Origin of the sequence: Comamonas aquatica (genome assembly GCF_018064205.1) — a bacterium.
Taxonomy (GTDB): Bacteria; Pseudomonadota; Gammaproteobacteria; order Burkholderiales; family Burkholderiaceae_C; genus Comamonas; species Comamonas aquatica.
Window position 1 is genome coordinate 3,539,000 of sequence record NZ_CP072916.1, and the last position, 25,308, is coordinate 3,564,307.

The 25,308-nt window shown below is 64.9% G+C and carries 21 protein-coding genes; 14 read left to right on the forward strand and 7 right to left on the reverse strand.

Translation table 11 applies throughout. The features are described from left to right. The first annotated feature begins 18 nt into the window (after positions 1-18). From dnaN to KAQ61_RS16635, 4 genes are all read left to right on the forward strand, one after another. Complete coding sequence (gene dnaN / locus KAQ61_RS16620; RefSeq protein WP_042412102.1) at positions 19-1,140, forward strand: DNA polymerase III subunit beta; 1,122 nt, start codon at positions 19-21, stop codon at positions 1,138-1,140. Positions 1,141-1,288: 148 nt separating this feature from the next. Beyond that, a complete protein-coding gene (gyrB, locus tag KAQ61_RS16625; protein ID WP_210929869.1) occupies positions 1,289-3,871 on the forward strand; it encodes a DNA topoisomerase (ATP-hydrolyzing) subunit B in 2,583 nt (860 codons plus the stop codon). A 214-nt stretch (positions 3,872-4,085) separates the two neighbouring features. Beyond that, a complete protein-coding gene (gene atzF / locus KAQ61_RS16630) occupies positions 4,086-5,873 on the forward strand; it encodes an allophanate hydrolase (protein WP_210929870.1) in 1,788 nt (595 codons plus the stop codon). 84 nt (positions 5,874-5,957) lie between these two features. After that, positions 5,958-6,641, forward strand: coding sequence for a GntR family transcriptional regulator (locus KAQ61_RS16635; RefSeq protein WP_210929871.1), 684 nt, complete (start codon positions 5,958-5,960; stop codon positions 6,639-6,641). A 57-nt stretch (positions 6,642-6,698) separates the two neighbouring features. Here the strand turns inward: KAQ61_RS16635 and KAQ61_RS16640 are convergent, their stop codons facing one another. The 4 genes from KAQ61_RS16640 to KAQ61_RS16655 form a co-directional block, all read right to left on the reverse strand. Further along, the gene (locus KAQ61_RS16640) at positions 6,699-7,517 is read right to left on the reverse strand and encodes an alpha/beta hydrolase (protein WP_244982930.1); all 819 of its coding nucleotides are present in this window, start codon (positions 7,515-7,517) and stop codon (positions 6,699-6,701) included. Then, positions 7,517-8,317, reverse strand: coding sequence for an ABC transporter ATP-binding protein (locus KAQ61_RS16645; RefSeq protein ID WP_210929872.1), 801 nt, complete (start codon positions 8,315-8,317; stop codon positions 7,517-7,519). The genes KAQ61_RS16640 and KAQ61_RS16645 overlap by 1 nt, the downstream gene beginning before the upstream one ends. Next, the gene (locus KAQ61_RS16650; RefSeq protein ID WP_051519322.1) at positions 8,310-9,170 is read right to left on the reverse strand and encodes an ABC transporter permease; all 861 of its coding nucleotides are present in this window, start codon (positions 9,168-9,170) and stop codon (positions 8,310-8,312) included. The genes KAQ61_RS16645 and KAQ61_RS16650 overlap by 8 nt, the downstream gene beginning before the upstream one ends. A gap of 72 nt (positions 9,171-9,242) precedes the next feature. Then, positions 9,243-10,181, reverse strand: coding sequence for an ABC transporter substrate-binding protein (locus KAQ61_RS16655; protein WP_043378384.1), 939 nt, complete (start codon positions 10,179-10,181; stop codon positions 9,243-9,245). 313 nt (positions 10,182-10,494) lie between these two features. Between KAQ61_RS16655 and KAQ61_RS16660 the strand changes: the two genes are divergently transcribed. From KAQ61_RS16660 to KAQ61_RS16680, 5 genes are all read left to right on the forward strand, one after another. Next, the gene (locus KAQ61_RS16660; RefSeq protein WP_210929873.1) at positions 10,495-11,034 is read left to right on the forward strand and encodes a PepSY domain-containing protein; all 540 of its coding nucleotides are present in this window, start codon (positions 10,495-10,497) and stop codon (positions 11,032-11,034) included. 32 nt (positions 11,035-11,066) lie between these two features. Next, positions 11,067-11,384 (forward strand): hypothetical protein, encoded by a 318-nt coding sequence (locus KAQ61_RS16665; protein ID WP_042412082.1) that lies wholly within the window; start codon positions 11,067-11,069, stop codon positions 11,382-11,384. A 263-nt stretch (positions 11,385-11,647) separates the two neighbouring features. Beyond that, positions 11,648-12,049, forward strand: a complete 402-nt coding sequence (locus KAQ61_RS16670; RefSeq protein ID WP_043378377.1) for a YkgJ family cysteine cluster protein — start codon at positions 11,648-11,650, stop codon at positions 12,047-12,049. Between the two features lie 25 nt (positions 12,050-12,074). Next, complete coding sequence (locus tag KAQ61_RS16675; RefSeq protein ID WP_210929874.1) at positions 12,075-12,482, forward strand: NUDIX hydrolase; 408 nt, start codon at positions 12,075-12,077, stop codon at positions 12,480-12,482. A 38-nt stretch (positions 12,483-12,520) separates the two neighbouring features. After that, entirely contained in the window at positions 12,521-13,378 is an 858-nt protein-coding gene (locus KAQ61_RS16680; RefSeq protein WP_244982931.1) for a protein NO VEIN domain-containing protein, read from the forward strand. Positions 13,379-13,525: 147 nt separating this feature from the next. On the opposite strand, the gene KAQ61_RS16685 is transcribed toward KAQ61_RS16680, so the two are convergent. Both KAQ61_RS16685 and KAQ61_RS16690 read right to left on the reverse strand, forming a co-directional pair. Next, the gene (locus KAQ61_RS16685; protein ID WP_210929875.1) at positions 13,526-14,842 is read right to left on the reverse strand and encodes a hemolysin family protein; all 1,317 of its coding nucleotides are present in this window, start codon (positions 14,840-14,842) and stop codon (positions 13,526-13,528) included. 54 nt (positions 14,843-14,896) lie between these two features. Next, on the reverse strand, positions 14,897-15,745 hold the full coding sequence (locus tag KAQ61_RS16690; RefSeq protein ID WP_210929876.1) for an undecaprenyl-diphosphate phosphatase: 849 nt from the start codon (positions 15,743-15,745) through the stop codon (positions 14,897-14,899). A 900-nt stretch (positions 15,746-16,645) separates the two neighbouring features. Between KAQ61_RS16690 and dinG the strand changes: the two genes are divergently transcribed. The 4 genes from dinG to KAQ61_RS16710 all read left to right on the forward strand — a co-directional run bounded on the left by dinG (position 16,646) and on the right by KAQ61_RS16710 (position 21,912). Further along, the gene (gene dinG, locus KAQ61_RS16695) at positions 16,646-18,811 is read left to right on the forward strand and encodes an ATP-dependent DNA helicase DinG (protein WP_210929877.1); all 2,166 of its coding nucleotides are present in this window, start codon (positions 16,646-16,648) and stop codon (positions 18,809-18,811) included. A 360-nt stretch (positions 18,812-19,171) separates the two neighbouring features. After that, complete coding sequence (locus KAQ61_RS16700; RefSeq protein WP_210929878.1) at positions 19,172-19,525, forward strand: zinc ribbon domain-containing protein YjdM; 354 nt, start codon at positions 19,172-19,174, stop codon at positions 19,523-19,525. Positions 19,526-19,677: 152 nt separating this feature from the next. Further along, positions 19,678-20,967, forward strand: coding sequence for a putative DNA modification/repair radical SAM protein (locus tag KAQ61_RS16705; RefSeq protein WP_210929879.1), 1,290 nt, complete (start codon positions 19,678-19,680; stop codon positions 20,965-20,967). Between the two features lie 3 nt (positions 20,968-20,970). Further along, on the forward strand, positions 20,971-21,912 hold the full coding sequence (locus KAQ61_RS16710; protein ID WP_210929880.1) for a TIGR03915 family putative DNA repair protein: 942 nt from the start codon (positions 20,971-20,973) through the stop codon (positions 21,910-21,912). 1,440 nt (positions 21,913-23,352) lie between these two features. On the opposite strand, the gene KAQ61_RS16715 is transcribed toward KAQ61_RS16710, so the two are convergent. Further along, entirely contained in the window at positions 23,353-23,895 is a 543-nt protein-coding gene (locus KAQ61_RS16715; RefSeq protein ID WP_210929881.1) for a Spy/CpxP family protein refolding chaperone, read from the reverse strand. Between the two features lie 287 nt (positions 23,896-24,182). Between KAQ61_RS16715 and KAQ61_RS16720 the strand changes: the two genes are divergently transcribed. Next, positions 24,183-25,175, forward strand: a complete 993-nt coding sequence (locus tag KAQ61_RS16720) for a recombination-associated protein RdgC (protein WP_210929882.1) — start codon at positions 24,183-24,185, stop codon at positions 25,173-25,175. Positions 25,176-25,308: the final 133 nt, after the last annotated feature.

Genomic DNA, 25,308 nt, shown 5'->3' on the forward strand with positions numbered 1-25,308 from the left:
TGAAACACAGAGGTTGACATGATCGTCCTGAAAGCCACACAAGACAAAGTTCTCGCGGTCCTGCAATCGGTGTCCGGCATCGTTGAACGCCGCCACACCCTGCCCATCCTGGCGAATGTGCTGATCAAGAAGACCGGCAACGCCCTGCAGTTCACCACCAGCGACCTGGAAATCCAGATCCGCACCACGGCCGAACTCGGCGGTGACACCGGCGACTTTTCCACCACCATCGGCGCGCGCAAGCTGATCGATATCTTGAAGACCATGCCCGGCGACCAGACCGTGGGCCTGGAGTCGCAGCAAAGCAAGATGATCCTCAAGGGCGGCAAGAGCCGCTTCACGCTGCAGACCCTGCCGGCCGAGGACTTCCCGCTGGTGCAGGAGGCCGCCAACTTCGGCCCCGCCTTCAGCGTGCCGCAAAAGGTGCTCAAGGACCTGATGGGCCAGGTGTCGTTTGCCATGGCAGTGCAGGACATCCGCTACTACCTGAACGGCATCCTGTTTGTCGCCGAAGGCAACACGCTGAGCCTGGTGGCCACCGACGGCCACCGCCTGGCCTTTGCCAGCGCCGAGCTGGACGTGGACGTGGGCGAGAAGCAGGAAGTCATCCTGCCGCGCAAGACCGTGCTGGAGCTGCAGCGCCTGCTGTCCGACGTGGGCGGCGAGAACTCGCCCCGCATCGAGATGCAGTTCGCCAACAACCAGGCCAAGTTCACCTTTGGCGGCATGGAGTTCGTGACCAAGCTGGTCGAGGGCAAGTTCCCCGACTACAACCGCGTCATCCCGCGCAACCACCACAACAGCGTGACCCTGGGCCGCGCCCCGCTGCTGGCCAGCCTGCAGCGCACGGCCATCATGACCAGCGACAAGTTCAAGGGCGTGCGCCTGACCATCGAGCCCGGCACGCTGCGCGTGGCGTCCAACAACGCCGACCAGGAAGAGGCGGTGGATGAGCTGGACATCGACTACGGCGGCGACACCATCGACATCGGCTTCAACGTGACCTACCTGCTGGACGTGCTGGCCAACATGTCGCAGGACATGGTCAAGATCGAACTGGCCGACAGCAACAGCTCGGCCCTGGTCAGCATCCCCGGCAACGACAACTTCAAGTACGTCGTCATGCCCATGCGCATCTGATGCGCCCGTGGACCGGCGTGTTAGCCTGTCCATCCCAAAAAAGGAGCAGCTGGCATATGCCAGCGCTTCTTTTTCAAATGATTTATTGGTAATTTCCAGGCAATACAAGCGCAAATAGCTCCTGTTATTGTAGCAGTAAGGCACCTTCATGACCGACGAGAACCAGCCAGAAAACCCCACCGCAGCACCCGCCAGCGCCCCCGCTGACACCGGCTACGGCGAAGGCGCCATCCAGATCCTGGAAGGCCTGGAGGCCGTGCGCAAGCGCCCCGGCATGTACATCGGCGACACCTCCGACGGCACCGGCCTGCACCACCTGGTGTTCGAGGTCGTGGACAACTCCATCGACGAAGCGCTGGCCGGCCACTGCGACGACATCCTGGTCACCATCCACGCCGACGGCTCGCTGTCCGTCATCGACAACGGCCGCGGCATTCCCACCGGCGTGAAGATGGACGACAAGCACGAGCCCAAGCGCTCGGCCGCCGAAATCGCGCTGACCGAGCTGCACGCCGGCGGCAAGTTCAACCAGAACAGCTACAAGGTCTCGGGCGGTCTGCACGGCGTGGGCGTGTCCTGCGTGAACGCGCTGTCCATCTGGCTGAAGCTGACCGTGCGCCGCGACGGCAAGGTGCATGAGATCGACTTCTCGCGCGGCTTTGTGCAGAACCGCCTGATCGAGGTGGTCGACGGCTTCGAGACCTCGCCCATGCGCGTCATCGGCGAGACCGACAAGCGCGGCACCAAGGTGCACTTCCTGCCCGACCAGGACATCTTCAAGGAAAACTTCGAGTTCCGTTACGAAATCCTGGCCAAGCGCCTGCGCGAACTCTCGTTCCTGAACAACGGCGTGCGCATCCGCCTGAAGGACGAACGCGATGGCAAGGAAGACGACTTCTCCGGCGCCGGCGGCGTGCAGGGCTTTGTCGGCTTCATCAACGCCAACAAGAAGGTGCTGCACCCCACCTCGTTCTACGCCACGGGCAGCCGCCCGGCCGACAGCTACGGCGGCATCCCCGGCACCGAGATCGGTGTCGAGGTGGCCATGCAGTGGAACGACGGCTACAACGAACAGGTGCTGTGCTTCACCAACAACATCCCCCAGCGGGATGGCGGCACCCACCTGACCGGCCTGCGTGCGGCCATGACCCGCGTGATCGGCAAGTACATCGCCGACCACGAACTGGCCAAGAAGGCCAAGGTCGAAGTCAGCGGGGACGACATGCGCGAAGGCCTGTGCGCCGTGCTGAGCGTGAAGGTGCCCGAGCCCAAGTTCAGCAGCCAGACCAAGGACAAGCTGGTCAGCTCCGAAGTGCGTGCGCCGGTGGAAGACATCGTCGCCAAGACACTGACCGACTACCTGGAAGAGAACCCCAACGACGCCAAGATCCTGTGCGGCAAGATCATCGAGGCCGCCCGCGCCCGTGAAGCCGCGCGCAAGGCCCGCGAAATGACGCGCCGCAAGGGCGTGCTGGACGGCATGGGCCTGCCCGGCAAGCTGGCCGACTGCCAGGAAAAAGACCCCGCGCTGTGCGAAATCTACATCGTCGAGGGTGACTCCGCAGGTGGATCCGCCAAGCAGGGCCGCGACCGCAAGTTCCAGGCCATCCTGCCCCTGCGCGGCAAGATCCTGAACGTGGAAAAGGCCCGCTACGAAAAGCTGCTGTCCAGCCAGGAAATCATCACCCTGATCACGGCCCTGGGCACCGGCATCGGCAAGGTCAGCGCCGATTCGGGCAAGAGCAACTCGGACGACTACAACCCCGACAAGCTGCGCTACCACCGCATCATCATCATGACCGACGCGGACGTGGACGGTGCCCACATCCGCACACTGCTGCTGACCTTCTTCTACCGCCAGATGCCCGAGCTGGTCGAGCGCGGCCACATCTACATCGCCCAGCCGCCCCTGTACAAGGTCAAGAACGGCAAGGAAGAGCTGTACCTCAAGGACGGCCCGGCGCTGAACAAGTACCTGCTCAAGATCGCGCTGAACCACGCCAGCGTGCACACCGGCGGTGCCAACGCCCGCACCATCGAGGGCGAGGAACTGGCCAAGCTGGCCGACATGCACCTGGCCGCCGAGACCGTGATTGAGCGCCTGTCCAACTTCCTGGACCAGGAAGCCCTGCGCGCCATCGCCGACGGCGTGAAGATCAAGCTGGACACCCTGGAAGAAGCCCAGGCCTGCGCCCCCGTGCTGGAGGCCAAGCTGCGCGAGCTGACCACCACCGGCGTGCCCGCCGCCGTGACCGCCGAGATCGACCCCGTCAGCGAGAACCCGATCCTGCGCATCAGCCGCCACCACCACGGCAACATCAAGAGCTCCATCCTCACGCAGGACTTTGTGCGCAGCCACGACTACGCCGCCCTGTCGGCCGAAGCCGAAAGCTTTGCCGGCCTGCTGGCTGAAGGCGCCAAGGTCACGCGCGGCGAAGGCGAAAAAGCCAAGACCGAAAAGGTCGGCGACTTCCGCCAGGCCATGCAGTGGCTGATCAGCGAAGCCGAACGCACCACCGGCCGCCAGCGCTACAAGGGTCTGGGTGAAATGAACCCCGAACAGCTGTGGGAAACCACCATGGACCCGAATGTGCGCAGCCTGCTGCAGGTGCAGATCGGCGACGCCATCGAAGCCGACCGCGTGTTCACCATGCTGATGGGCGACGAGGTCGAACCCCGCCGCAACTTCATCGAAGACAACGCCCTGCGGGCCGGCAACATCGACGTTTGATTTCAAAAATCGGAGCTTTCAGCGCAAGCTGCACAAGGCTTGAAGTCCTAAAAGGCTTCAAGCCTTTTTTCTTGGTCTGCCGCTGCTCCAGAGCTGGTGGGCGATGCAGTCGAACCCCGCCGCAACTTCATCGGCGACAACGCGCCACGCAACCGCTGCAATTGGCACGCAATCTGCTTTAACTCCGCATCTTGTATACATCTGGGTATTCATCATGCTGATTGGCACATTCGACGATTGGAAGCACGCCTACCACGGTGGCGCAGCACCGGCTGCGCTGCTGGAGCAGCAGCGCCAGGCCTTGCAGGCCGATGACACGGCGTGGATCAGCATTGCCACGGAGGCACAGCTGCAGGCGCAGCTGCAGCAACTGCAGGCCCTGGAACATGCCGTGGGCCGCGACCAGTTGCCGCTGTACGGCATTCCGTTTGCCGCCAAGGACAACATTGATGTGGCCGGCTTCACCACCACCGCCGCCTGCCCGGCATTTGCCTATGTGGCGGCGCAGGATGCCGTGGCCGTGCAGCGGCTGCGCCAGGCCGGCGCCATCGTGCTGGGCAAGACCAACCTGGACCAGTTCGCCACCGGCTTGGTGGGGGTGCGATCGCCCTATGGGGCCGTGCCCAACACCTTTGATCCCACGCTGGTCTCGGGCGGCTCCAGCTCGGGTTCGGCCTCGGTGGTGGCGCGCGGGCTGGTGCCGTTTGCCCTGTCCACGGACACGGCCGGTTCGGGCCGCGTGCCCGCGGGCTTCAACCAGATCGTGGGGCTCAAGCCCACACCCGGTGCCGTCAGTGGCACCGGTTTGGTGCCCGCCTGCCGCACGCTGGATTGCATCGGCGTGCTGGCCCTGAATGTGGCCGACAGCGCCCTGGCGCTGTCCATCATGGAGGGGCCCGACGCGCAGGATGCCTATTCGCAGGCGCGGCCCGCCATCCCCGCGCACCGGCCGCTGGCGCAGCTGCGGGTGGCGATCCCGGGCGGGCGCCAGCTGGCCGCCGATTACGAGGCCGCCTTCACCCAGTTTGCGCAGCGGCTGCAGCCCCAGGTGGCCAGCGTGCAGACCCGGGCCTTCGACACCTTGTTCGAGGTGGCCCAGCTGCTGTACTACGGCCCCTGGGTGGCCGAGCGGGTGGTGGGTGCGCGCCGCCTGTACGAGCAGCAGCCCGAGGCCTTGCTGCCCGTGATCCGCCAGGTGCTGGACGTGCACCAGCGCTTCAATGCCGTGGACACCTTTGCCGCGCAGTACCAGCTGCAGACGCTGCAGCGCGAGGCGGAAAAAATCTGGCAGGACTGCGACGTGCTGTGCGTGCCCACGGCACCGCGCCACCCCAGCATGGCCGATCTGCAGGCCGAACCCGTGGCCGCCAATTCCGAGCTGGGCACGTACACCAACTTCGTGAATCTGCTGGGCTGGTCGGCCATCGCCATTCCGGCCGCGCAACTGCCCAGCGGGCTGCCGTTCGGCATCACCCTGATTGCGCCGGCCTGGCGCGAGCCCGATCTGGTGCGCTGGGCCCAGGCCCTGGAAGCCCAGACCCCACTCACCGCCGGGGCTACAGGCCTGCCCACGCGCACCCTGGGCGCGCTGCCCCGCTGGCACGTGCCCACGCAGGGCGAGACGATTGCGCTGACCGTGGTCGGCGCCCACCTGCGCGGCATGCCGCTGAACCACGAGCTGCTGGCCTGCGGGGCGCGCTTCCGTGAAGCCACGCACACGGCACCCTACTACCGCCTGTATGCGCTGGCCGGCACGGTGCCCGCCAAACCCGGACTGGCCCGGGCCGAGGACGGGGCCGCGATCGCCGTGGAGGTCTGGGACATGCCCGTCGCCAACCTGGGGCGCTTTGTGGCCGGTGTGCCCGCGCCGCTGGGCATTGGTACGGTCACGCTGCAGGATGGCCGCCACGTCAAGGGCTTCATCTGCGAAGGCATGGCCCTGGGCCATGCCCAGGACATCACGCATTTCGGGGGCTGGCGCGCGTATTGCATGGCGGCGTAACACCCTGGTGCAGGGCGTGCACCTGAATCAGGCACGCCCTGCACCCGATACAACCGCATCCCCCCAATTCCGCAGGAGACGCCCGTGGCGCCCACCAGCCTTGCCAACATGGCCTACGACAAGCTGCGACAGGCTTTCGATAATTTTCAGTACGTGCCCGGAGACCGTTTCAGCGAAAGCGAAATCGGCGCCCAGCTGGGCATGAGCCGCACCCCCGTGCGCGAGGCCCTGGTGCGCCTGCAGCGCGAGGGCTATATCTCGGTCATGCCCAAGATGGGCTGGGTGGTCAACAGCATCGACTTCGCGGTGTTCGAGCAGCTGTACGACGTGCGCGCCGTGCTGGAGTGTGCGGCCGTGGACCTGCTGGTGGTGGACCCGGACCTGGAGCAGCGCCTGGCCGCACTGTGCGCGCTGTGGTGCGTGCCGCTGCAGGAGCGCCTGACGGACCAGCATGCGGTGTCGCACATCGATGAGCGCTTCCACATCGACCTGATGGAGGCCAGCGGCAACCTGGAGATGGCGCGCATCCACCGCGACATAACGGACCGCATCCGCATCGTGCGGCGCCTGGAATTCACGCGCAACTACCGCATCGACGTCACCTACGACGAGCACAGCCGCATCCTGCGCGCGCTGCTGCAGCACGACGGGCTGCAGGCCAAGGTGCTGCTGCAAAAGCACATCCGCGTCAGCCGCGACGAGGTGAAGAACATCACCTTGCACACCCTGCAAAATGCCAAGCCAAAAAGGCTGGAAGCGGCCGCCTGACCTGCGCGGACAGCTATGAAAAACGCGGAATGACCGTCAGCGCGGTGCAGGCGTGGGTCAGGCCCGGTCCAGCGCCAGCAAGGCCTGCAGCGCTACGCCCTGCGGATCGGCCAGGGCATTCAAGATACTGAAATGGTCCGCACCCGGCACCGCCAGACAGGCGCCCGGGGCCGCCTGGCGGTAGTGGGCAAAGGCCTGGGTCTGCGCCTGCAGCTGCGCCAGCTCGGCCGTTCCATACGCCAGCACCAGCGGCTTGTCGACCACCGGCAATTGCAGCGGGCTGAGCTGGTCCACTTCGGCCGGCGTCAGCTGCAGGGCCTGGTTCAGGTAGGTGTGGCGCACCGGCTCCAGCGCATAGATGCCGCTGATCCCCAGGCCGCCCACCACCCCGTCGCCGTCCAGGCCCAGGACCGTCAGATGCCCGCCCGCCGACCAACCGCACAGCAGGATGCGGCCGCTGCCGCCAGCCGCCAGGGCCTGCCGGCGCACAGCGGCAATGCCCTGCCGTACTTCCTGCACGATCTGCGTGAGACTGGCCTGGGGTGCCAGCGTGTAGCCGATCAGGGCCGCATGCACGCCCTGCTGCAAGGCGCCCTGGACCACGAAGCGGAAGCTGTTCTTGTGCCGCATCTGCCAGTAGCCGCCGTGGATGAACAGCAGGGTGGGCGCACCGGCCGGGCCGTGGAAGTAATCCAGCCGCTGGCGCGCGCCCGGGCCATAGGCCACGTCCAGATCGGCGGCGTGCTGCTGCACCACGGCCATGCTGCGCGCTTCAAACGCCGCCAGCTGCTGGGCGCTGCTGGCCACGGCGCGGGTGTTGTCATAGGCCGCGTCGCGCACGGCCTGGGGCAGGTGGAGCAGGGTGTCGATCACCATCAGGCGGCCTTGGCGTGGTGGGCCACGTGGCTGCTGAGCAGCTCGGTCAGCTCCTGGCGCACGCGGTTGAACTCGGGGGTCGTGATGTGGCGCGGGCGCTCCAGCGGGATGCGGTAGTCGCGCTCCACCCGGCCGGGGCCGGCGGTCATGACCACCACGCGGTCGGCCAGCAGCACGGCTTCTTCGACCGCGTGGGTGACGAAGATCACGGTCAGCCGGGTCTTGGCCCAGATGTCCAGCAGCTCCTGCTGCAGCACTTCGCGCGTCAGCGCATCCAGGGCGCCAAAGGGCTCGTCCATCAGCAGCACTTCGCAGTCGTTGGCCAGCGCCCGCGCGATGGAGACGCGCTGCTTCATGCCGCCCGACAGCTGGTGGGGAAAGTGGTCGGCAAACTTGCTCAGGCCGACCATGTGCAGGTAGTGGTCGGCGATCTCGCGCAGCTTGACCTCGGGCAGGCCGCGCTGCTTGGGCCCGAAGGCGATGTTCTGGCGCACGGTCAGCCAGGGGAACAGGCCATAGTCCTGGAACACCATGCCGCGGTCGGGACCGGGTTCGCTGATGGGCGTGTGGTACATCCGGGCCACGCCGGTGGACACGCTTTCAAAGCCACCCATGATGCGCAGCAGCGTGGACTTGCCGCAGCCCGAGGCGCCGATCAGGCAGACGAATTCGCCCTTCTGGATCTGCAGGTTGACGTCCTTGAGCGCGTGGATGGGGCGGCCATGCAGGGAGAAGACCTTGCTGACGTTGGCAATGTCCAGGATGGGCGCAGGGGTGCGATGGGCAAGGATCTCAGACATGGTGTTGCGGGCTCCACTTGAGCAGACGGTTGTTGAGGGTGACCAGCAGGCGGTCGGTGACAAAGCCGGTGAAGCCGATGACCACCATGCCGGCGATCACCACGTCGGTGCGCGACAGCATGCGGCCGTCCATGATGGCCGCGCCCAGGCCCTCGGGCACGCCCGTCATCTCGCCCACCACGATCAGGAACCAAGCGATGCCGTGGCCCAGGCGCAGGCCGTTGAAGATGGAGGGCATGGCCGCCGGCAGCACCACCTGGCGGAACATGGAGGTGCCCTTGCAGCCCAGCATGGCGGCGGCCTCGAACAGGCGCGGCTCGACCGACTTCACGCCAAAGGTGGTGTTGATGACGATGGGAAAGAACGCCCCCAGGAACACCAGGAAGATGGCAGCGTTGGGGCCCACGCCGAAGAAGATCATGGACAGCGGCAGCCAGGCCGTGACCGGCACCGGGCGCAGCATCTGCAGCGTGGGGTCCACGAAGCGGCGGATGGCGGCGTTCTTGCCGATCACCAGGCCCAGCGGAATGCCGGCCAACGCGGCCAGCGCAAAGGCCCCGTAGACACGCGACATGGACTGCAGCCAGTGCGTGGGCAGGGTGGCGCTGAAGGCGTCGTCATAGATGCCGCCAAAGGCGAAATCCCAGAGCATCAGGCCCACTTCCTGGGGGGAAGGCACCAGCATGGTTCCCGTGGCGCGCACGGCCACGTCCCAGGCCAGCAGCAGCAGCAGGGGCAGCACGGCGGGCACCAGCCAGGTGGTCATCCAGACACGGGCCGCGCTGGGCTGGGGCGGCATGGCCAGTGCCACCGGGGACGTGGCGGGTGTGAAAGAGGGGGGCGAAGACGACATGGCAGGCATTCCGGAAGCGGGCAGGGGAGGCCAGGGGCCCGGCGGTGCAGCACACCGCCAGGCGGGGCGGGCTTACTGGGGGTTGAAGCCGGTGACGATGAAGCTGCTGTAGTCGGGCAGCTTGCGGATCTGCTTGCGCTCCAGCATCAGCGAGCCGTAGTACTTGCTGCGTGTGATCCAGTCCTCGTCGATCTTCCAGGTCAGCTCCACGTTGTCGGCCGCCAGGTTGGCCACGTCGGGGGCGAAGCCCAGCTTGGCACCGGCCATCTGCACCAGCTCGGCGCGGTGGGCCATGGCGTATTCGGAGGCCTTGCGGTGGATCTCCAGGAACACCTTGACCAGTTCCGGGTCCTTCTTGACCGTGTCGGCGTGCGTGGTCATGACCATGTTGACCTTGCCGGTGGGCGTGCTGTACGGGAACTCCAGCACCTTGCCCACGCCCCGGGTCACGCTGATGGAGGGGCCGGGCTCGGCACCGACGTAGGCGTCAATGTCGCCGCGCTCCAGCGCGCCCGCCATTTCGCTGAAGGACACGCGCACGGACTTGATGTCCTTGAGCGTCATGCCTTCGGACTTCAGGCGGTCGTTGAACACCGCCTCCTGGGTGGAGCCGGGCAGGATGCCCACGCGCTTGCCCTGCAGGCCCTTGAAGCTGCCGATGCCGCTGTGCTTGCCCACCACGATCGCCATGCCGCCATTGCAGGTGGGCGCGACGATGACCACGGGCTCGCCCGCCGCCGCACCCAGCGTGGCGGCGGCCAGGCCGTAGGTGCCGAAGTCCACCGACTTGGTCACCACGGCGTTCTTGCCGTCGGTGGGGGTCTCGAAGGGGATCACCTCGATCTTGTAGCCGGCCGGCGTGAACTTGTCGTAGAAGTAGGGCGTGATGCCGTGGATGAGCTTGAGCGTGCCCACCTTGATCACCTTGTCGGCCGCCTGGGCGGGTGTGGCCACGGACAGGGCCAGGGCGGAAGAGGTCAGAGAAGCGAGCAGGAGGCGGCGAGACAGCATGGCGTTTCCTTCATCAAACAAGGGCTGTGACAGACGGACCGCACTTGAATACATCCTTGTACACAAGCCGGCACAGGCACAGTTCAGCAAGTGGCGTGCCAGTTTGGGAATGGATGTTTTTTGCGCCAAAACTCTGGAAATCGCCGACAAAATCCCCCATATCGTGAAAGGCGCACCATTTGTGCTCAGCATGCCCCGCGCCGTGCACCAGACTCGCCGCCAACGGCGCGCGACGCGACCCCGTCCCACGCCCGGCGGGGGCCGACTGGCTGAGGTGTGCACCTGTCCTGCATCGTTACCAAGGAGAACGCTCATGAAGCATTGGCACCACCGGCTGTCCCACCGCATCGCCTTGCCCCTGGCCGCCGCCACACTGGCCCTGGGCGCCCATGCCAAGACCCCGGCACAGTGGCAGGCGCTGACCGCGCCCGTGAAGATCAGCCTGGAGCAGGCCGTGCAGAACGCCACGCAGATGACGCCGGGCCAGGTGATCGAGATCGAGCTGGATGACGGCGACGGGGCCGGCGTGCGCTACGAGGCCCACATCCTCACGCCGCAGCGGCAGAGCGTGGAAGTCTGGGTGGACGCGGTAACCGGCCAGGCCCGCCTGCACGAGAACGACGGCGCGGCCAAGCGCAAGGATGTGGAGCGCAGCCAGGCCGCCAAGATCGACATCCTGCAGGCCATCCGCGCTGCCACGGCGCACACGCCCGGCAAGGCCATGAAGGCCGAGCTGGACAACCACTGGGGTACCATCAGCTACCAGGTCGATGTGCTGCAGGCCGACCACCGCCTGATGGAGGTCAAGCTGGATGCGGCCGATGGCAAGGTGCTGCGCGCCAAGCGCGACTGACGCCCCCTTGTGACAGAACACCATCCCACCCCATGAACCGCACCCAAGCTGCACTGATCGCTGCGCTCACGGCCCTGCTCGGCTTTGCCGGCGGCTACTTCTTCTACGCCCATACCATGGCGCGCTACGACGCCGTCAGCAGCGTGTGCGTGGCCATGCAGGAGGCCGTGCGCCTGCAGATGCTGGCGCCCGAGCAGGTGCGCCAGCTGGGCATGGTCACGGGCAGCACGCTCAAGCGCGACCACCGCGCGGTGGCGGACAAGCTCAGCATCTCGGACCACAGCGCGCGCGAAGCCTCGCCCCAATCCATGTGCAGCCAGTTCCTGCTGGGCGTGCACCAGTCACGCTGAGTCCCCGCGGGACCCACCTTGCCCCCGAAGCCTGCGCCTGGTGCGCAGGCTTTTTTGCAGGCGGCCCCGGGCCACGCCCCCAGCCGCTATAGTGCCTGCCGCAGGCGCTGCCGCCCGGTCACCGCCAGGCAGCGCAGCCCAATGTATTCATAGCTGGCAGCGCATTCTGGACGTGGTTTCCAACCAGTTTTCTATTTGAAAACCTTGCAAAACGCACGCTGCCTGCTCCTCTTTCTGATAGCGCATCCCGCCCCCTTTTCCGCATGAAACCCGCCATCCGCATCGTGGACGTAGACCGGCTCGACACCTGGAGCAAGTACAAGCCCGGCCTGTGCGACAGCTGCGCCGCCAACTGCTGCACCATGCCGCTGGAAGTGCAGCTGCCCGACCTGGTGCGCCTGGGGCTGGTGGATGCCTTCGAGGTCGACAACGTCGACCACAAGCTGATCGCCAAGCGCCTGCTCAAGGCCCGGCTGATCGACCACTACAACCCCAAGCACAACATCTTCACCATGGCCCGCCGCGCCAGCGGGGACTGCAACTTTCTGGACGCCAGCACGCGCCGCTGCACGGTCTATGAACGGCGCCCCGAAACCTGCCGCCTGCACCCCAAGAAGGGCCCCAAGCCCGGCTGGTGCGCCTATGGCGACAAGCGCATGCGCTGAAGACATTCTTTCCCCCCTGATCCCCATGCACACCCTGCACCTGGCCACCGCCTGCCTGATCAACCCCGAACGCCAATTGCTGGTCGTGCGCAAGCGCGGCAGCCCGTTCTGGATGCTGCCTGGCGGCAAGATCGACGCCGGGGAAACCGCGCTCCAGGCCCTGCAGCGCGAACTGCAGGAAGAGCTGCAATGGCAGGCCCCCATGGACCGCCTGCAGCCCCTGGCCCACTTCGAGAACCGCGCCGCCAACGAGGCCGATACGCGCGTGCAGGCCCAGGTGTTCTACGCCCGGCTGGCGCACACGCCCGCCGTGCAGATCGCCGCCGAGATCGAGGCCATGGACTGGCTGGCGCTGGACGGCCCCCACCCCGCCACCCTGGCCCCGCTGCTGCACGAGCAGGTGCTGCCCGCGCTGCAGCAGATGGCGGACTGAGCCAGCCGCGTGCCATCCATGCCTGGCAAGATGCCGACATGGATCATGAAACATCCCACACCGCCTGGAGCGATCAAGAAGTTGCTGTCGTTGTTCGCAGCTACCTCGACATGTTGACACTGGAGCTGGCGGGCCAGCGCTATCGCAAAAGCACCTACCGCGAGCAGGTGCTGGCACAGCTGTCCGGCCAACGCTCCGCCGGCGCCGTCGAATTCAAGTACTGCAACATCAGTGCGGTGATGCAGCTGTTGCAATACCCCAGCATCCAAGGCTACAAGCCCCGCAACAACTTTCAAAAAAGCCTGTTGCAAGAAGTGGAGCAGCAGGTGATGCGGCACCCGCATCTGGCGGCCACTGTGCAAGCCGCAGTGACCTTGCCCGCACACACCCTGCCGCATCCTGCGTTTGACCATGCATGGCAAGCAGCCCCCGAAGCGAGGCACCAGGTCAGTGAAACCAACGCTGCCTACGCCGTGCGCAGTCCTGCACGCCGCGACTATCTGGCGCAAGAGGCACGCAACCAGGCGCTGGGCTTGGCCGGGGAGGAATTTGTTGTAGGTTACGAGCGCTGGAAACTGCAGCGCCATGGCCTGCCCGGTCTGGCCGACCGCGTAGAGCATGTGGCCGTCACCCTGGGCGACGGGTTGGGGTTTGATGTGCGCTCTTTTGACCTGGACGGCCAGGAATGCTGGATTGAGGTGAAAACCACCAGCTTTGCCAAGAACACCCCGTTCTACGTGACGCACAACGAGTTGGCGACGTCCCAGGCCGAAGCCGAAAAATTTCAGCTGTATCGGATCTTCGAGTTTCGCAGGCAGCCCAAATTCTTTGCCTTGCCAGGCAATATCGCCAGCCATTGCACGCTGGACCCCGTGACCTACCGGGCTAGCCTCTAAGCAAGAGGCTCAGGGCAGTGTGCTGCTGCCAGCGCGGACCATGCATTCACGGGGTCAGCCTCGCGCCTGAGCCCCCTCCAACTGCGGCACCAGCATAAAAAAAGCAGCCTTGCGGCTGCTTTTTTCAGGGTGTGCCCTGGCGGGGGATCAGGCCTCGTCGGAGAGGTCGATCTCGGGGACTTCCACCTTGGTGGCCAGGATCTTGTCGATGATCTTGCCGTCCATGTCCACCACCTCGAACTCCCAGGCTTCCCAGACCACCCTGTCGGTCACGGCGGGCAGCTTGCCGGTCAGCAGCATCATCATGCCGCTCAGGGTCTGGTAGCGGCCCTTTTCCTCTTCGGGCACGGTCTTCAGGCCCAGGCGATCCTTGAGTTCCACGACCGGGATGTGGCCGTCCAGCAGCCAGCTGCCATCCTCGCGCTCCACGGCCCAGGCGTCGCTGGGGTCCTCGGTCACGAACTCGCCGGTGATGGCCTCGGTCAGGTCACGCACGGTGACGATGCCTTGCACTTCACCGTACTCGTCGATGACGAACGCCATGGGCGCACCGGATTGCTTGAAGTTCTCCAGCAACTCCATGCCGGTGATGGTTTCCGGGATGTAGATGGGCTTGTGGATCAGGTCCTTGGCGTCCTTGAGGTCACGCTGCCCCTTGAGGGCATGGGCCAGCCACTGGCGCGAGTTGATCACGCCCAGCAGGTTCTCGAAGTTGCCGTCGATCACGGGATAGCGCGCATGGTCCTGGGATTCCAGGATGGCCATGTTCTCTTCGAACGACAAGCTCACGTCCAGGCAGACCACGTCCGAGCGCGGCACCATCAGCGAGGAGATCTGGCGATCGTCCAGGCGGAACAGGTTGCGGATCATGGTGTGCTCGTTCTGCTCGATGGCACCCGAGGTGGTGCCTTCGGCCAGCACGGCGTGGATCTCGTCTTCCGTCACGCTGCTGTCGTTGGTCTGGCGCACGCCCAGCAGGCGCAGCAGGGCGAGGGTCGACCCCGTCAGCAGCAGCACAAAGGGCTTGGTCAGCTTGGCCAGCAGATTGATGGGGCGGGCCACCAGGCGGGCAATCGATTCGGGGTTGGTCTGTCCCAGGCGTTTGGGCACCAGTTCACCCACCACGATGGAGACATAGGTGATCAAGACCACCACCACGGCCGTGGACAAGGTGCTGGCGTAGTTGGACGCCATGCCCAGCTGCACCAGCCATTCCGCCATGGGCTGGGCCAGGGCGGCCTCACCAAAGATACCGTTCAGCACACCGATGGAGGTGATGCCGATCTGGATGGTGGACAGGAAGCGGGTGGGGTCTTCGCCGAGCTTCAGGGCGGCAGCTGCGGCGGAATCGCCCTCATCGATCAATTTTTGAAGCCTTGCCTTGCGTGCTGTGACCAGCGCGATTTCAGACATGGCAAACACGCCATTGAGCAGGATGAGGGCGATAAGTATAGGAATTTCCATGATGTGGTTGAGCGTCCTTTCAAACTCGCTCGGGGTAACAAAAACACTGCAAGGTTACTGGATAAATCCAAAATGCAGGCCAGCCAGGATGGCAAGCCCTAAAAGCACGCGGTAGATCACGAAGAAGCCGAAGCCCTTGTTGGAGATCAGCCGCATGAACCAGACGATGACCGCATAGCCCACGACAAAGGCAATCGCAGTCGCCATGAAGGTCAGCATCCATTGCTCGCCACTCATGGGATCGCGCTTGAACAGCAGCTGGTAAAAGCCCGACAGCAGCACCGCCGGAATGGCCAGCAGGAAGGAAAAGCGCGCCGCCGCCTCGCGGGTCATGCCCAGCAGCAGGCCTGCAGTAATCGTGCCACCGGAACGTGACACGCCCGGGATCAGCGCCATGGCCTGGGCAAAGCCCAGCACGATGCCGTCACGCAAGCCCAACTGGCCAATCTGGCGCGTCTGGGTGCTGCGCTTTTCGGCCCAGCCCAGGATCAGGCCGAACACGATCAGCATCACGGCCGTCAGCGCCAGCGTGCGGAAGGTAGTTTCAATCCAGCTGCGCAGCAACAGGCCCAGCACACAGATGGGGATGGTGCCCAGGATCACCAGCCAGGCCAGCTTGGCATCGGAGTGCAGGGCTTCCCCCGGGCGGCGGTTGCCAATCACGGGCAGGCTGGCAAACCAGGCCACCAGCATGCGCAGCACATCCTTGCGGAAGTAGATCAGCACCGCCAGTTCGGTCCCCAGCTGGGTGATGGCGGTGAAGGCCGCGCCCGGATCGGCGCCACCGGGCAGCAAGGGACCCAGGATGCGCAGGTGGGCGCTGGAAGAGATGGGCAGGAATTCGGTCAGACCCTGGACCAGGCCCAGGATGAGGGCGTCCAGCCAGCCAAAAGTGGCGTTCATAGGAATCAGTGGAAAAAAAGCGGAAACGGAGCGCTGAGCAGTGTAGCGCCCGGGCCTGCCACGCAGGCGGCGCCAACTCCCGGCCCCGCAGTGGCCAGGGGCCACGCGAAACCTCGGCGCAGGGCGCCCGCCACCGCCATCGACAGCCGCCGCCATGGCACCTGCAGGCTTCAGCCCGTCACATTGCGTGCCATATCCGTTATTTTTTATACAAAACCTATCTCATCATCTTTATTTCATAAAAAAATGTACAAACATCAAAGTACATCAGCGATGTTTGTCGGTGTTTTTGAAAACAAATACACAAAATTACAAGTCATCGCCACCAGATGCACGGTCGAAAAATAATTTTTACAACAAAGCAAGTGCACGCGCTGCAGCGTTGACTCCATCCATGCGGCATGGTGTGCCTGCACGCCGGCACCATCGCATGCAGCGTCCATCTGCACACAGACTGTGGATAACTTTGTACACCAGAATGTGGACAAATTTTCCAACCCACTTGGACTCTATTTTCTACTTATCCACAGCTGCGTGCATCCATCAGGCTGTGCACAAGGATGTGTTGATTGAAAATATTTTTTCAACATCTCCACGTCATGCTTCCCGGGATTTTCCACAGGGTTTATGCCACAGGGCGTGGTGCAATCCAGGTGGCATCCCCGGCACCGACAGGTTCACCATCCACAATCTATAATCAATTGTCCACAGCAGAGTGGCTGGCAGAAATCTGCCGGATAGTGCACTTGTTAGACCCTCTTTGGTGCTGAAAAAATCAGCAAAACATCCGATATCGCACAGGATGTTGATAAAGAAAAAGATGCATGTGGTGCTCTGCATCTGTATTGAAAACAATTTTTCAGTCTTCTTGACCGGATTGCCCGGTCTGAAATTCCCGCAATGAGCCAAAAAAAATGGGCCACCGAGGCCCTGGAATCCTTTGACGCCGTCGTCGCCGCCATCCCGGGGTTCCGGGTGCGCGAGGGCCAACGCCAAATGGCGGCCCAGATCGCGCAGACCCTGGCGGCCGCCCAGCTCGGCAAGGTCGAGGAGGGGGCTCCGGAACCGAAAAAATCCATCGCTGTCGTCCAGGCGGGTACGGGGGTGGGTAAGTCGCTGGCCTATGCCGCCCCGGCCATCGCCATGGCCCTGGCGCGTGGCACGCGCGTGGTGATTTCGACGGCCACGGTGGCGCTACAGGAGCAGCTGGTGAACAAGGACCTGCCGGCACTGGCGCAGCAATTGCCAATACCGTTCAAATTTGCGCTGGCCAAGGGGCGGGGCCGTTTTGTCTGCAAACTCAAGCTGGAGCGCCTGGCCAGCTCGGGCGAAAACAGCGAGGACGCGGACGATCTGTTCGCCGAAGAAGCGGCCGAGCAGCGCAAGGCGCGGCCCCGCGCCGAAACCGAGGCGCGCATGCAGTTCTATGCCTCGATGGCCGATGCCCTGGCCAGCGGCGAATGGAATGGCGACCGCGACAGCCTGCCCAACCCGCCTGAAGCCGAGGCCTGGGGCCCCGTGGCGGCCGAGGGCAGCTCCTGCACCGGCAAGCACTGCCCGGTGTTTTCCAGCTGCACCTACTACGAGCGCCGCAAGGACATGGTGGCGGCGCAAGTCATTGTCGCCAATCATGATTTGCTGCTGTCCAGCCTGGGCGCGCGCCTGCTGCCGGAGCTCAGCGACAGCCTGCTGATCCTGGACGAGGCCCACCACCTGCCGCAGACGGCGCTGTCGCAGTTCGCCTGCGACATGGACCTCAGCCGCCTGCAATGGATCGACAAGCTGGCCAGCCGCGCCCTGCGCGTGGGCCAGCTGATGGAGGTGGACGAGCTGGCCGACATCGCAGGCCACAGCAGCGGCCTGCGCGAACACCTGAGCGAACTGGCGCGCCTGGTCATGGAAACCTATGGCGACACCCTCAAGGGCCAGCGCGATCGCTTCGGCCCGGCCCGTGTGCGCGTGCCACGCGGCGATCTGCCCCCGGCCCTGCTGGACCCCCTGGCCCAGGTCATGCACCACGCCAGCGGCTTTCTGGACGTGCTGCGGGCCATTGCCAAGGCCCTGAAGGCCGAGATCAAGGACAAGCCCGACGAAGCCCAGCGCCTGTCCCAGCTGTACGCCCAGGTCGGCACGCTGGCGCCGCGCCTGGAGGCCGTGCACGACACGGCCCAGCTGCTGAGCCAGCAGCCCGAGACGCGCGAGGACGGCTCCGAAAGCGTGCCCAACGCCAAATGGTTCACCGTGGAGGTGGAGGGCGACTACATCGTCGTCAAGGCCCATGCCAGCCCCATCCTGCCCGGTGCCACGCTGCGCCACCACCTGTGGAGCCAGGTGCGCGGCGCGGTGCTGACCAGCGCCACGCTGACCAGCTGCGGCAGCTTCGACTTCTTCCTGCGCGAGGCCGGCCTGCACGGCGATGCGGCCGTGCAGACGCTGGAGGTGGCCAGCCCCTTCGACTATGCGGCCCAGGGCACGCTGGTGGCCCACCAGACCCGGGCCGACCCGCGCGAAGCCGCCGCCTTCACGCAGGAGATGGTGGAGCGGCTGCTGCACGACCTGAGCCAGGTCCAGGCCGGGGCGTTGGTGCTGTTCACCTCGCGCGACCAGATGCGCCAGGCCGTCGATGCCCTGCCCACGGCCATGCGCAGCCAGGTGCTGGTGCAGACCGCCATGCCGCGCGCCATGCTGCTGGCCGACCACCGCCAGCGTGTGGAACAGGGCCTGCCCAGCATCATCTTCGGCATGCAGTCCTTCGGCGAAGGGCTGGATCTGCCGGGCGCGCTGTGCGAATCGCTGTTCATCACCAAGCTGCCGTTTGCCCCGCCGGACGACCCGGTGGGCGAGTCGCGCGCCGAGTGGCTGCGCACCAGCGGTCGCAACCCGTTCAACGAACTGGTCGTGCCCGCCACCGCCATCCGCCTGGCGCAGTGGGTGGGCCGCGCCATCCGCACCGAGGAGGACCAGGCCCACGTCTACTGCTACGACCGCCGCCTGGTGGCCACCAGCTACGGCCAGCAACTGCTCAACGGCCTGCCACCGTTCACGCTGGAAAAGCGCGCCGCGTAGGCGCAGCCGGCGCTGTGCCCACCGCCGTGGGGTGAACCGCGCCCGGGCTGAAGCCGCTGAGGCCACCGATGCGGCGCCGTGGGCCCCCCGGCGGCACCACGCTGTCGCAGAAGCAGCCATGGCCCGCAGCACGGCCGGCAACACGGCCCGACATGCCAGCGGGGGTCCTGCACGGTGCGACCTTGCAGCGCCAGCCCGCAATCCGGCCAGGGACTGCAACCTGCCCAGATCGCTAAAAAAGGAGCTGTTTGCGCGCAATATGACTTGCATTCAAGACTAAATCGCTTGGAATTCAAGAAATCACCTACGCTGGCAGCTATTTATTTCATACCACTTGCACCGATCCAGAGAGGGATTGCCATGAGCGCCACCGAGTTTCCAGCCTGCCCCCAATGCGGCCAGCCCAACACCTACCCCGACGCGGACCTGTTCATCTGCCCCGACTGCGCCCATGAATGGTCGGCGCAGGCCACCGCGGACGAAGACGACGCCGGCCCGCGCGTCGTCAAGGACGCCCACGGCACGCCCCTGGCCGATGGCGACAGCGTGATCCTGGTGAAGGACCTGAAGGTCAAGGGCTCGTCCACCGTGATCAAGAAGGGCAGCAAGATCAAGGGCATCCGCCTGGTCTACGACAACGGCGACCACGACGTGGACTGCAAGACCGAGCAGGGGCCTTTCATCCTCAAGTCGGAATTCCTGAAAAAGGCCTAAAGCAGGCCTTAAAAACCATAGCTGCCAGCGCTTGCCATATGAGCGCTGGCCGGCAAAAACAGATGACAACGCCAGGCCTGCGGCCCACCCGCGGCAGCCTGGCGTTGGCATTTTTAGGTGCAGAACATGACAGATAACTGTATATTTATACAGTGGACCTGCAAAACAAACTCGCCATCCTGGCGGACGCCGCCAAATACGATGCTTCCTGTGCCTCCAGCGGCAGTGCCCAGCGCACGGCCCAGGCGGGCGGCATCGGCTCGACCGCCGGCATGGGCATCTGCCACAGCTGGACGCCCGATGGGCGCTGCGTGTCGCTGCTCAAGATCCTGCTGACCAACTTCTGCCTCTACGACTGCAAGTACTGCGTCAACCGCGTCAGCTCCAACATCCCGCGCGCCCGCTTCTCGGTGGCCGAGGTGGTGCAGCTCACGCTCGACTTCTACCGGCGCAACTGCATCGAGGGCCTGTTCCTGTCCAGCGGCATCATCCGCAGCCCCGACTACACCATGGAGCAGTTGGTCGGCGTGGCCCGCAGCCTGCGCCTGGAGCATGGCTTTCACGGCTACATCCACCTCAAGACCATCCCCGATGCCGATCCGGCCCTGCTGGCCCAGGCCGGCCTGTACGCCGACCGCCTGAGCATCAACATCGAGCTGCCCACCGTGCAGGGCCTGGCACAGCTGGCGCCCGAGAAAAGCAGCGCCAGCATCCACCAGGGCATGGGCCATTTGCACCAGCACATCCGCAGCGCCCAGTCCGAGCGCCAGTCCGCGGCCCGCAGCGCCATCGTCTCGCGCCCCCAGGCACGCCGCACGCGGCCGGCCCGGCCCCCGGTCTTTGCGCCCGGCGGGCACAGCACGCAGATGATCGTCGGTGCCGACGCGGCGGACGACGGCGACATCATCCTCACCAGCGCCCGCCTCTACAGCGGCTATGGCCTGCGCCGCGTCTACTACTCGGCGTTCAGCCCCATCCCCGACGCCAGCGCCGAGCTGCCGCTGATCGCCCCGCCCCTGGTGCGCGAGCACCGGCTGTACCAGGCCGACTGGCTGGTGCGCTTCTACGGCTTCGAGGCCGGCGAGCTGGTGCCCGCAGGCGCCCCCGGCCAGCGCATGCTGTCGCTGGAGCACGATCCCAAGCTGGCCTGGGCCCTGGCCCACCGCGAGCGCTTTCCCGTCAACCTCAACACCGCCGCGCGCGAGCTGCTGCTGCGCGTGCCCGGCCTGGGCGTGCTGTCGGTCGACAAGCTGCTGGCCGCGCGGCGCTGGCGCCAGCTGCGCCGGGCCGACCTGGAACGCCTGCGCGTGCCCTGCGCCCGGATCCTGCCATTCGTGGAATGCCTGGACTGGCACCCCGGCCGCAGCCTGGACGATCCCCGGCTGGCCCGCCGCCTGGTCCAGCCCGTGGCCCCGCAGCCGCAGCAAGCCAGCCTGTTCTGAGCCATGGACCGCCAGCACCTCATCCTGCCCGGCGACGGCACCGATTTCGCGCACTGGCGCCGCCTGGCCAGGTGGCTGTGGGCGCAGCAGGTGCCACCGCAGTTGGTGGAATGGCAGACCGAAGCGGCCCACGGCCAGCACCCCGACCTGTTCACGCCCACGCCGCAGGTCACCCCCTGCGAGGATCTGCCGCCGACGCAGCAGCGCCCGCTGACCGTGCCGCGCTGGTGGCCGGAGCTGGCCGAGCACGCGCTGCTGCACCACAGCCCCGAGCGCTTTGCCCTGCTGTACCGCCTGCTGTGGCGCATGCAGCACACGCCCGGCGTGCGCCACGATCCCCTGGATGCCGACCGCGTGCACCTGCAGTACCTGTGCAAGGCCGTGCACCGGGAGGTGCACCAGATGCATGCCTTCGTGCGCTTTCGCCCCGTGGCCCTGGCCGATGCCCTGCACGACGGCAGTGGCCCGCTGCACGTGGCCTGGTTCGAGCCCCAGCACCACATCGTGCATGCCGTGGCCCCCTTCTTTGTCGGCCGCTTCAGCAACATGCGCTGGGCCATCCTGACGCCCCTGGCCTGCCTGCGCTGGTGGCCCCAGGCGCCCAGTGTGGCGGCGCTGGCCGACCACGGCATTGCCCCGCAGCAGGCCTTGCAACCCCTGGCAGGGCGGCCAGGCGTGCTCAGTTGGGGGCCCGGTGCCCGTGCCGATGCCGCACCACCCGCCGATGCCGGCGAAGCCCTGTGGCTGACCTATTACGCCCACATCTTCAATCCTGCGCGCCTGAAAGTGGCCACCATGTGCCGGGAGATGCCCCGCCACTACTGGGCCCACCTGCCCGAGGCACAGCTCATCACCCCGCTGGTCCAGGCGGCCCAGGCCCGCAGCGCGGCCATGCTGGCCAGTGCCCCGTCCATGCCCCAGCGCAAGCTGCCACGCCGCGCCTGAGGGCCTGTCGTGGCCGCTGACCGCCTCGCCAAGCGGGGCGGCTTTTGATTGGGCGCCAGCCACTGCGCACCTGCTTCAGGGCCTGGGTGCCCCCTATTGCGCAGGCCTCACCTTCAGCATTGAATTTTTTTGAATGCCCTTACCGCGGTGCGGTGGCGTGATCACCCCAGTTATCCAGAGGCTGGGATAACTTCCTGTGGACAGAACACCCGATCAGGATAAGTCCCGTTCCCAACGCGGCAACCGACTGAAAAACCATTTTCATACCCATGCGCGCGGAAATGTGGTCCTGCACACTGGACGTGACGGTCTTTGTCTGTCCCACCAAGCACTTACGTTTTGGAGACGATCGGGATCCTGCTCCTGCGGTGCTTGCCTCTGACTTGTTCTTTGTTTTTTTTTAATAAGGATAGTAGGTAGTAGTAAGCATCCCCAGGGATTGTGGACAACTGTGCTTTTCATCCGGAAATCAAGCACTTGTGTCCCTGCCAATCATGTGGGGCAGGCCCTGTTCCTGCTGTACTGCCTTCAGGGATAATTTCCCGATGGCGTGCTTTTTTGTGGATATCTCATTTTTTCAACACGATTTATCCACATGGTCTGCTTGTCTCTGATGTAACTTTGTTATTTGGTGTTTTTTCTTATAAATACGTCACTTATTGCTATTTTTTTTGATGTGAATAACTGAAATGAACGGTGTTTTACGCAGAACCGTCCCGACTGTGAACAGCGCATCCGCCCACGTCAGGCCGAATGCCGGAAAAAAACGGAACACTGAAAAAAATGCAACGACGGAAAAAGCGCGAATTTTTTCGCGCGGTAGTTATCTCTATGTCTTCTATTTTTAATTGGTAGTAATAGTAGGGATGGGCTGTGAGTGTGGATAAGGTGAAATACTTTTTTCAGATCAAGGACTTGTCCTTACCCAAACCATGTGTCTGAACCCAGGGACGGTGACGACCGGATTTGGGTACAAGTTGCAGCGGCTGGAAACGCTTGTGGATAAACAGCAGGTTGCTATTTTTTTCTACCCACGTTTATCCACAGGCCCTGGACAGAGCGGCGAGCGGGTGGTGGCGTCACGTAATCGCGTTACAAAAATGAGAGCACGCCGGGCGTGTAATCCAATTACAGGGAAAACCCGGAGTTACCAAAACCCCTGCGTGGATGCAGCAAGTGCTTGTTTTGATGGAGTTTTGTCGGGTTACCGGAATCCGATGTCGGTCATGCGGGCAGGCGGCCCGGGGTGTGACGTGCCGGTGAGGAGGGCGTGACCTCCGGATCTCGGGGCGGTGGCGGCCAGCGGCGTGCTGCAGGCCATGCACACCCTGGACATGGCCTGCGTGCGGTGTGCGCAACTGAAAAAGCTTTTGCAGTCCGGGGCGCAACCGGCGAAAAAAAAGCAGGTCCTGGGACCTGCTGGGTGGGAGTGGAGGGGGCTTATGCGCCACGGCCCATGGGTTGGCCGGCGAGGCCGTGGGGGTGGCCGGGCTGGTGGCCCATGCGCTCGCCCTGGCCGCCATAGTGGAACTTGCCGGGGCGGTGGGCCGTCAGTTCGTCGAAGGCCTTTTGCTGGCTGGGATTCAGGCTGTTGTAGAAGCTGCGGGTGGCTTGGTCACGCTGTTCGGCGTGGGCCGTGTGTTCCTTGCGCATCTTCTGGGCCAGGTCCAGGCGCTCGGGGGTGGTCAGCTTGCGCAGGTCGGGGCGCTCGCCCGCAGCGGGGCGGGGCTGTGGCGTGGTGGCCTGCACATACTTGTCCCAGGCGGCTTGCTGGTTAGGCTGCAGCTGCAAAAGGGTTTTCATGCGCTCGGTGCGTTCGGCGTGCCGCTTGGCAAAGTCGGGTGCCTGGTGGCGCGCTGCCGGGGCGGTGGCGGCAGGGCCGGCCGTGGGGGCGGCAGGTTGGGCCGAAGCCGGCAGTGCAAACGCACCGGCCAGGGCGGCGGCTGCGACAGCGGCGGTCAGGCTACGTTGGAAGAGGGCCATGGTGTACTCCTTGGTGGTGGTTTCCATCGGATCTGCCAAGAGGTTCGGCAGTGCATGGCTGCAAGTGTGCGGTTTCTGTGTAAGCCGTTGGTGAGGCTTTGCTGCTGCTGTGTAAAGTAATACAAAGCTGGGTTGTCGCGCTGCGGTCAGGCGGTGGGTGGTTGGAAGTGTTTTTGCCATCCAAGCCAGACAGAACGGGCGCTGACAGCTCTTATTTTCATGACGGAATGGCCCGCAGGCCGGGCCCCGTCACAGACTTTGATGCAGATTCAGGAAAAGGTGACTGCGTGTTCAAGAACATGATCGTGTACCGCATTGCGGCGCAATGGCAGGGCTCGCTGGAGCAGGTGGAAGCGGCGCTGCAGAAGGCGCCATTCCAGCCCTGTGGTGCCACACAGGAGCAGTCGTCGGGCTGGGTGCCGCCACGCGGCGAGGCCCACGGCCTGCTGGCCGAAAGCGTGGGCGGACAGTGGATCCTGCGCTTCATGAGCGAATCCAAGATGCTGCCGGCCAGCGTGCTGAACCGCAAGGTGCAGGAAAAGGCCGATGCCATCGAGCTGGAGTTTGGCCGCAAACCGGGCAAGAAGGAAAAGCGCGACCTCAAGGACGAGGCCAAGCTGGATCTGCTGCCCATGGCCTTCACCAAGCAGTCCAGCATGTGGGTGTGGATCGACCCCCAGGCCCAGCTGCTGGTGCTGGACACCGGTGCCCAGGGCAAGGCCGACGAGGTGGTGAGCCTGCTGGTAGAAAGCCTGCAGGGCTTTGGCGTGGCCCTGGTGGACACCCAGATCAGCGCCCAGGCGGCGATGGCGCACTGGCTGCTGACACAGGAAGCGCCGGCGGGCTTCTCCATCGACCGCGAATGCGAGCTCAAGGCCGCCGATGAGTCCAAGGCCGTGGTGCGCTATGCCCGCCATCCGCTGGACATCGACGAGGTCAAGCAGCACGTGGAACACGGCAAGCTGCCCACCAAGCTGGCCATGACCTGGGACGAGCGCGTCAGCTTCGTGTTGACCGATGCCCTGCAGGTCAAGAAGATCGCGCTGCTGGATACCATGCTGGACCAGGCTAGCGACGAGGGGGGCTTTGACACCGATGTAGCGATTGCCACCGGCGAGCTGAGCAAGCTGATCCCCGACCTGTTCACGGCCCTGGGCGGCGAAGGTCGCACCGCCGTGGGCGATGCGGTGGGCACGGCCGTGCCTGCCGGCCGCAAGGGTGTGGTGACCGGCGCCGCGAGCGCACCGGTGGACACGGCCCCGGAAGAGGCACCCTTCTAAGGGCGGCCCACACAAGCCTGGGGGCGTGTGTGGCTGGGCCGGGTCGTACGCAAGTCCGGTCCGCGGCTGTCCACCTCGCCTCTAGCGCCCATCTCCGAGGAACGGGGTTGTGTGGGCCGCTTGAAGATCACAG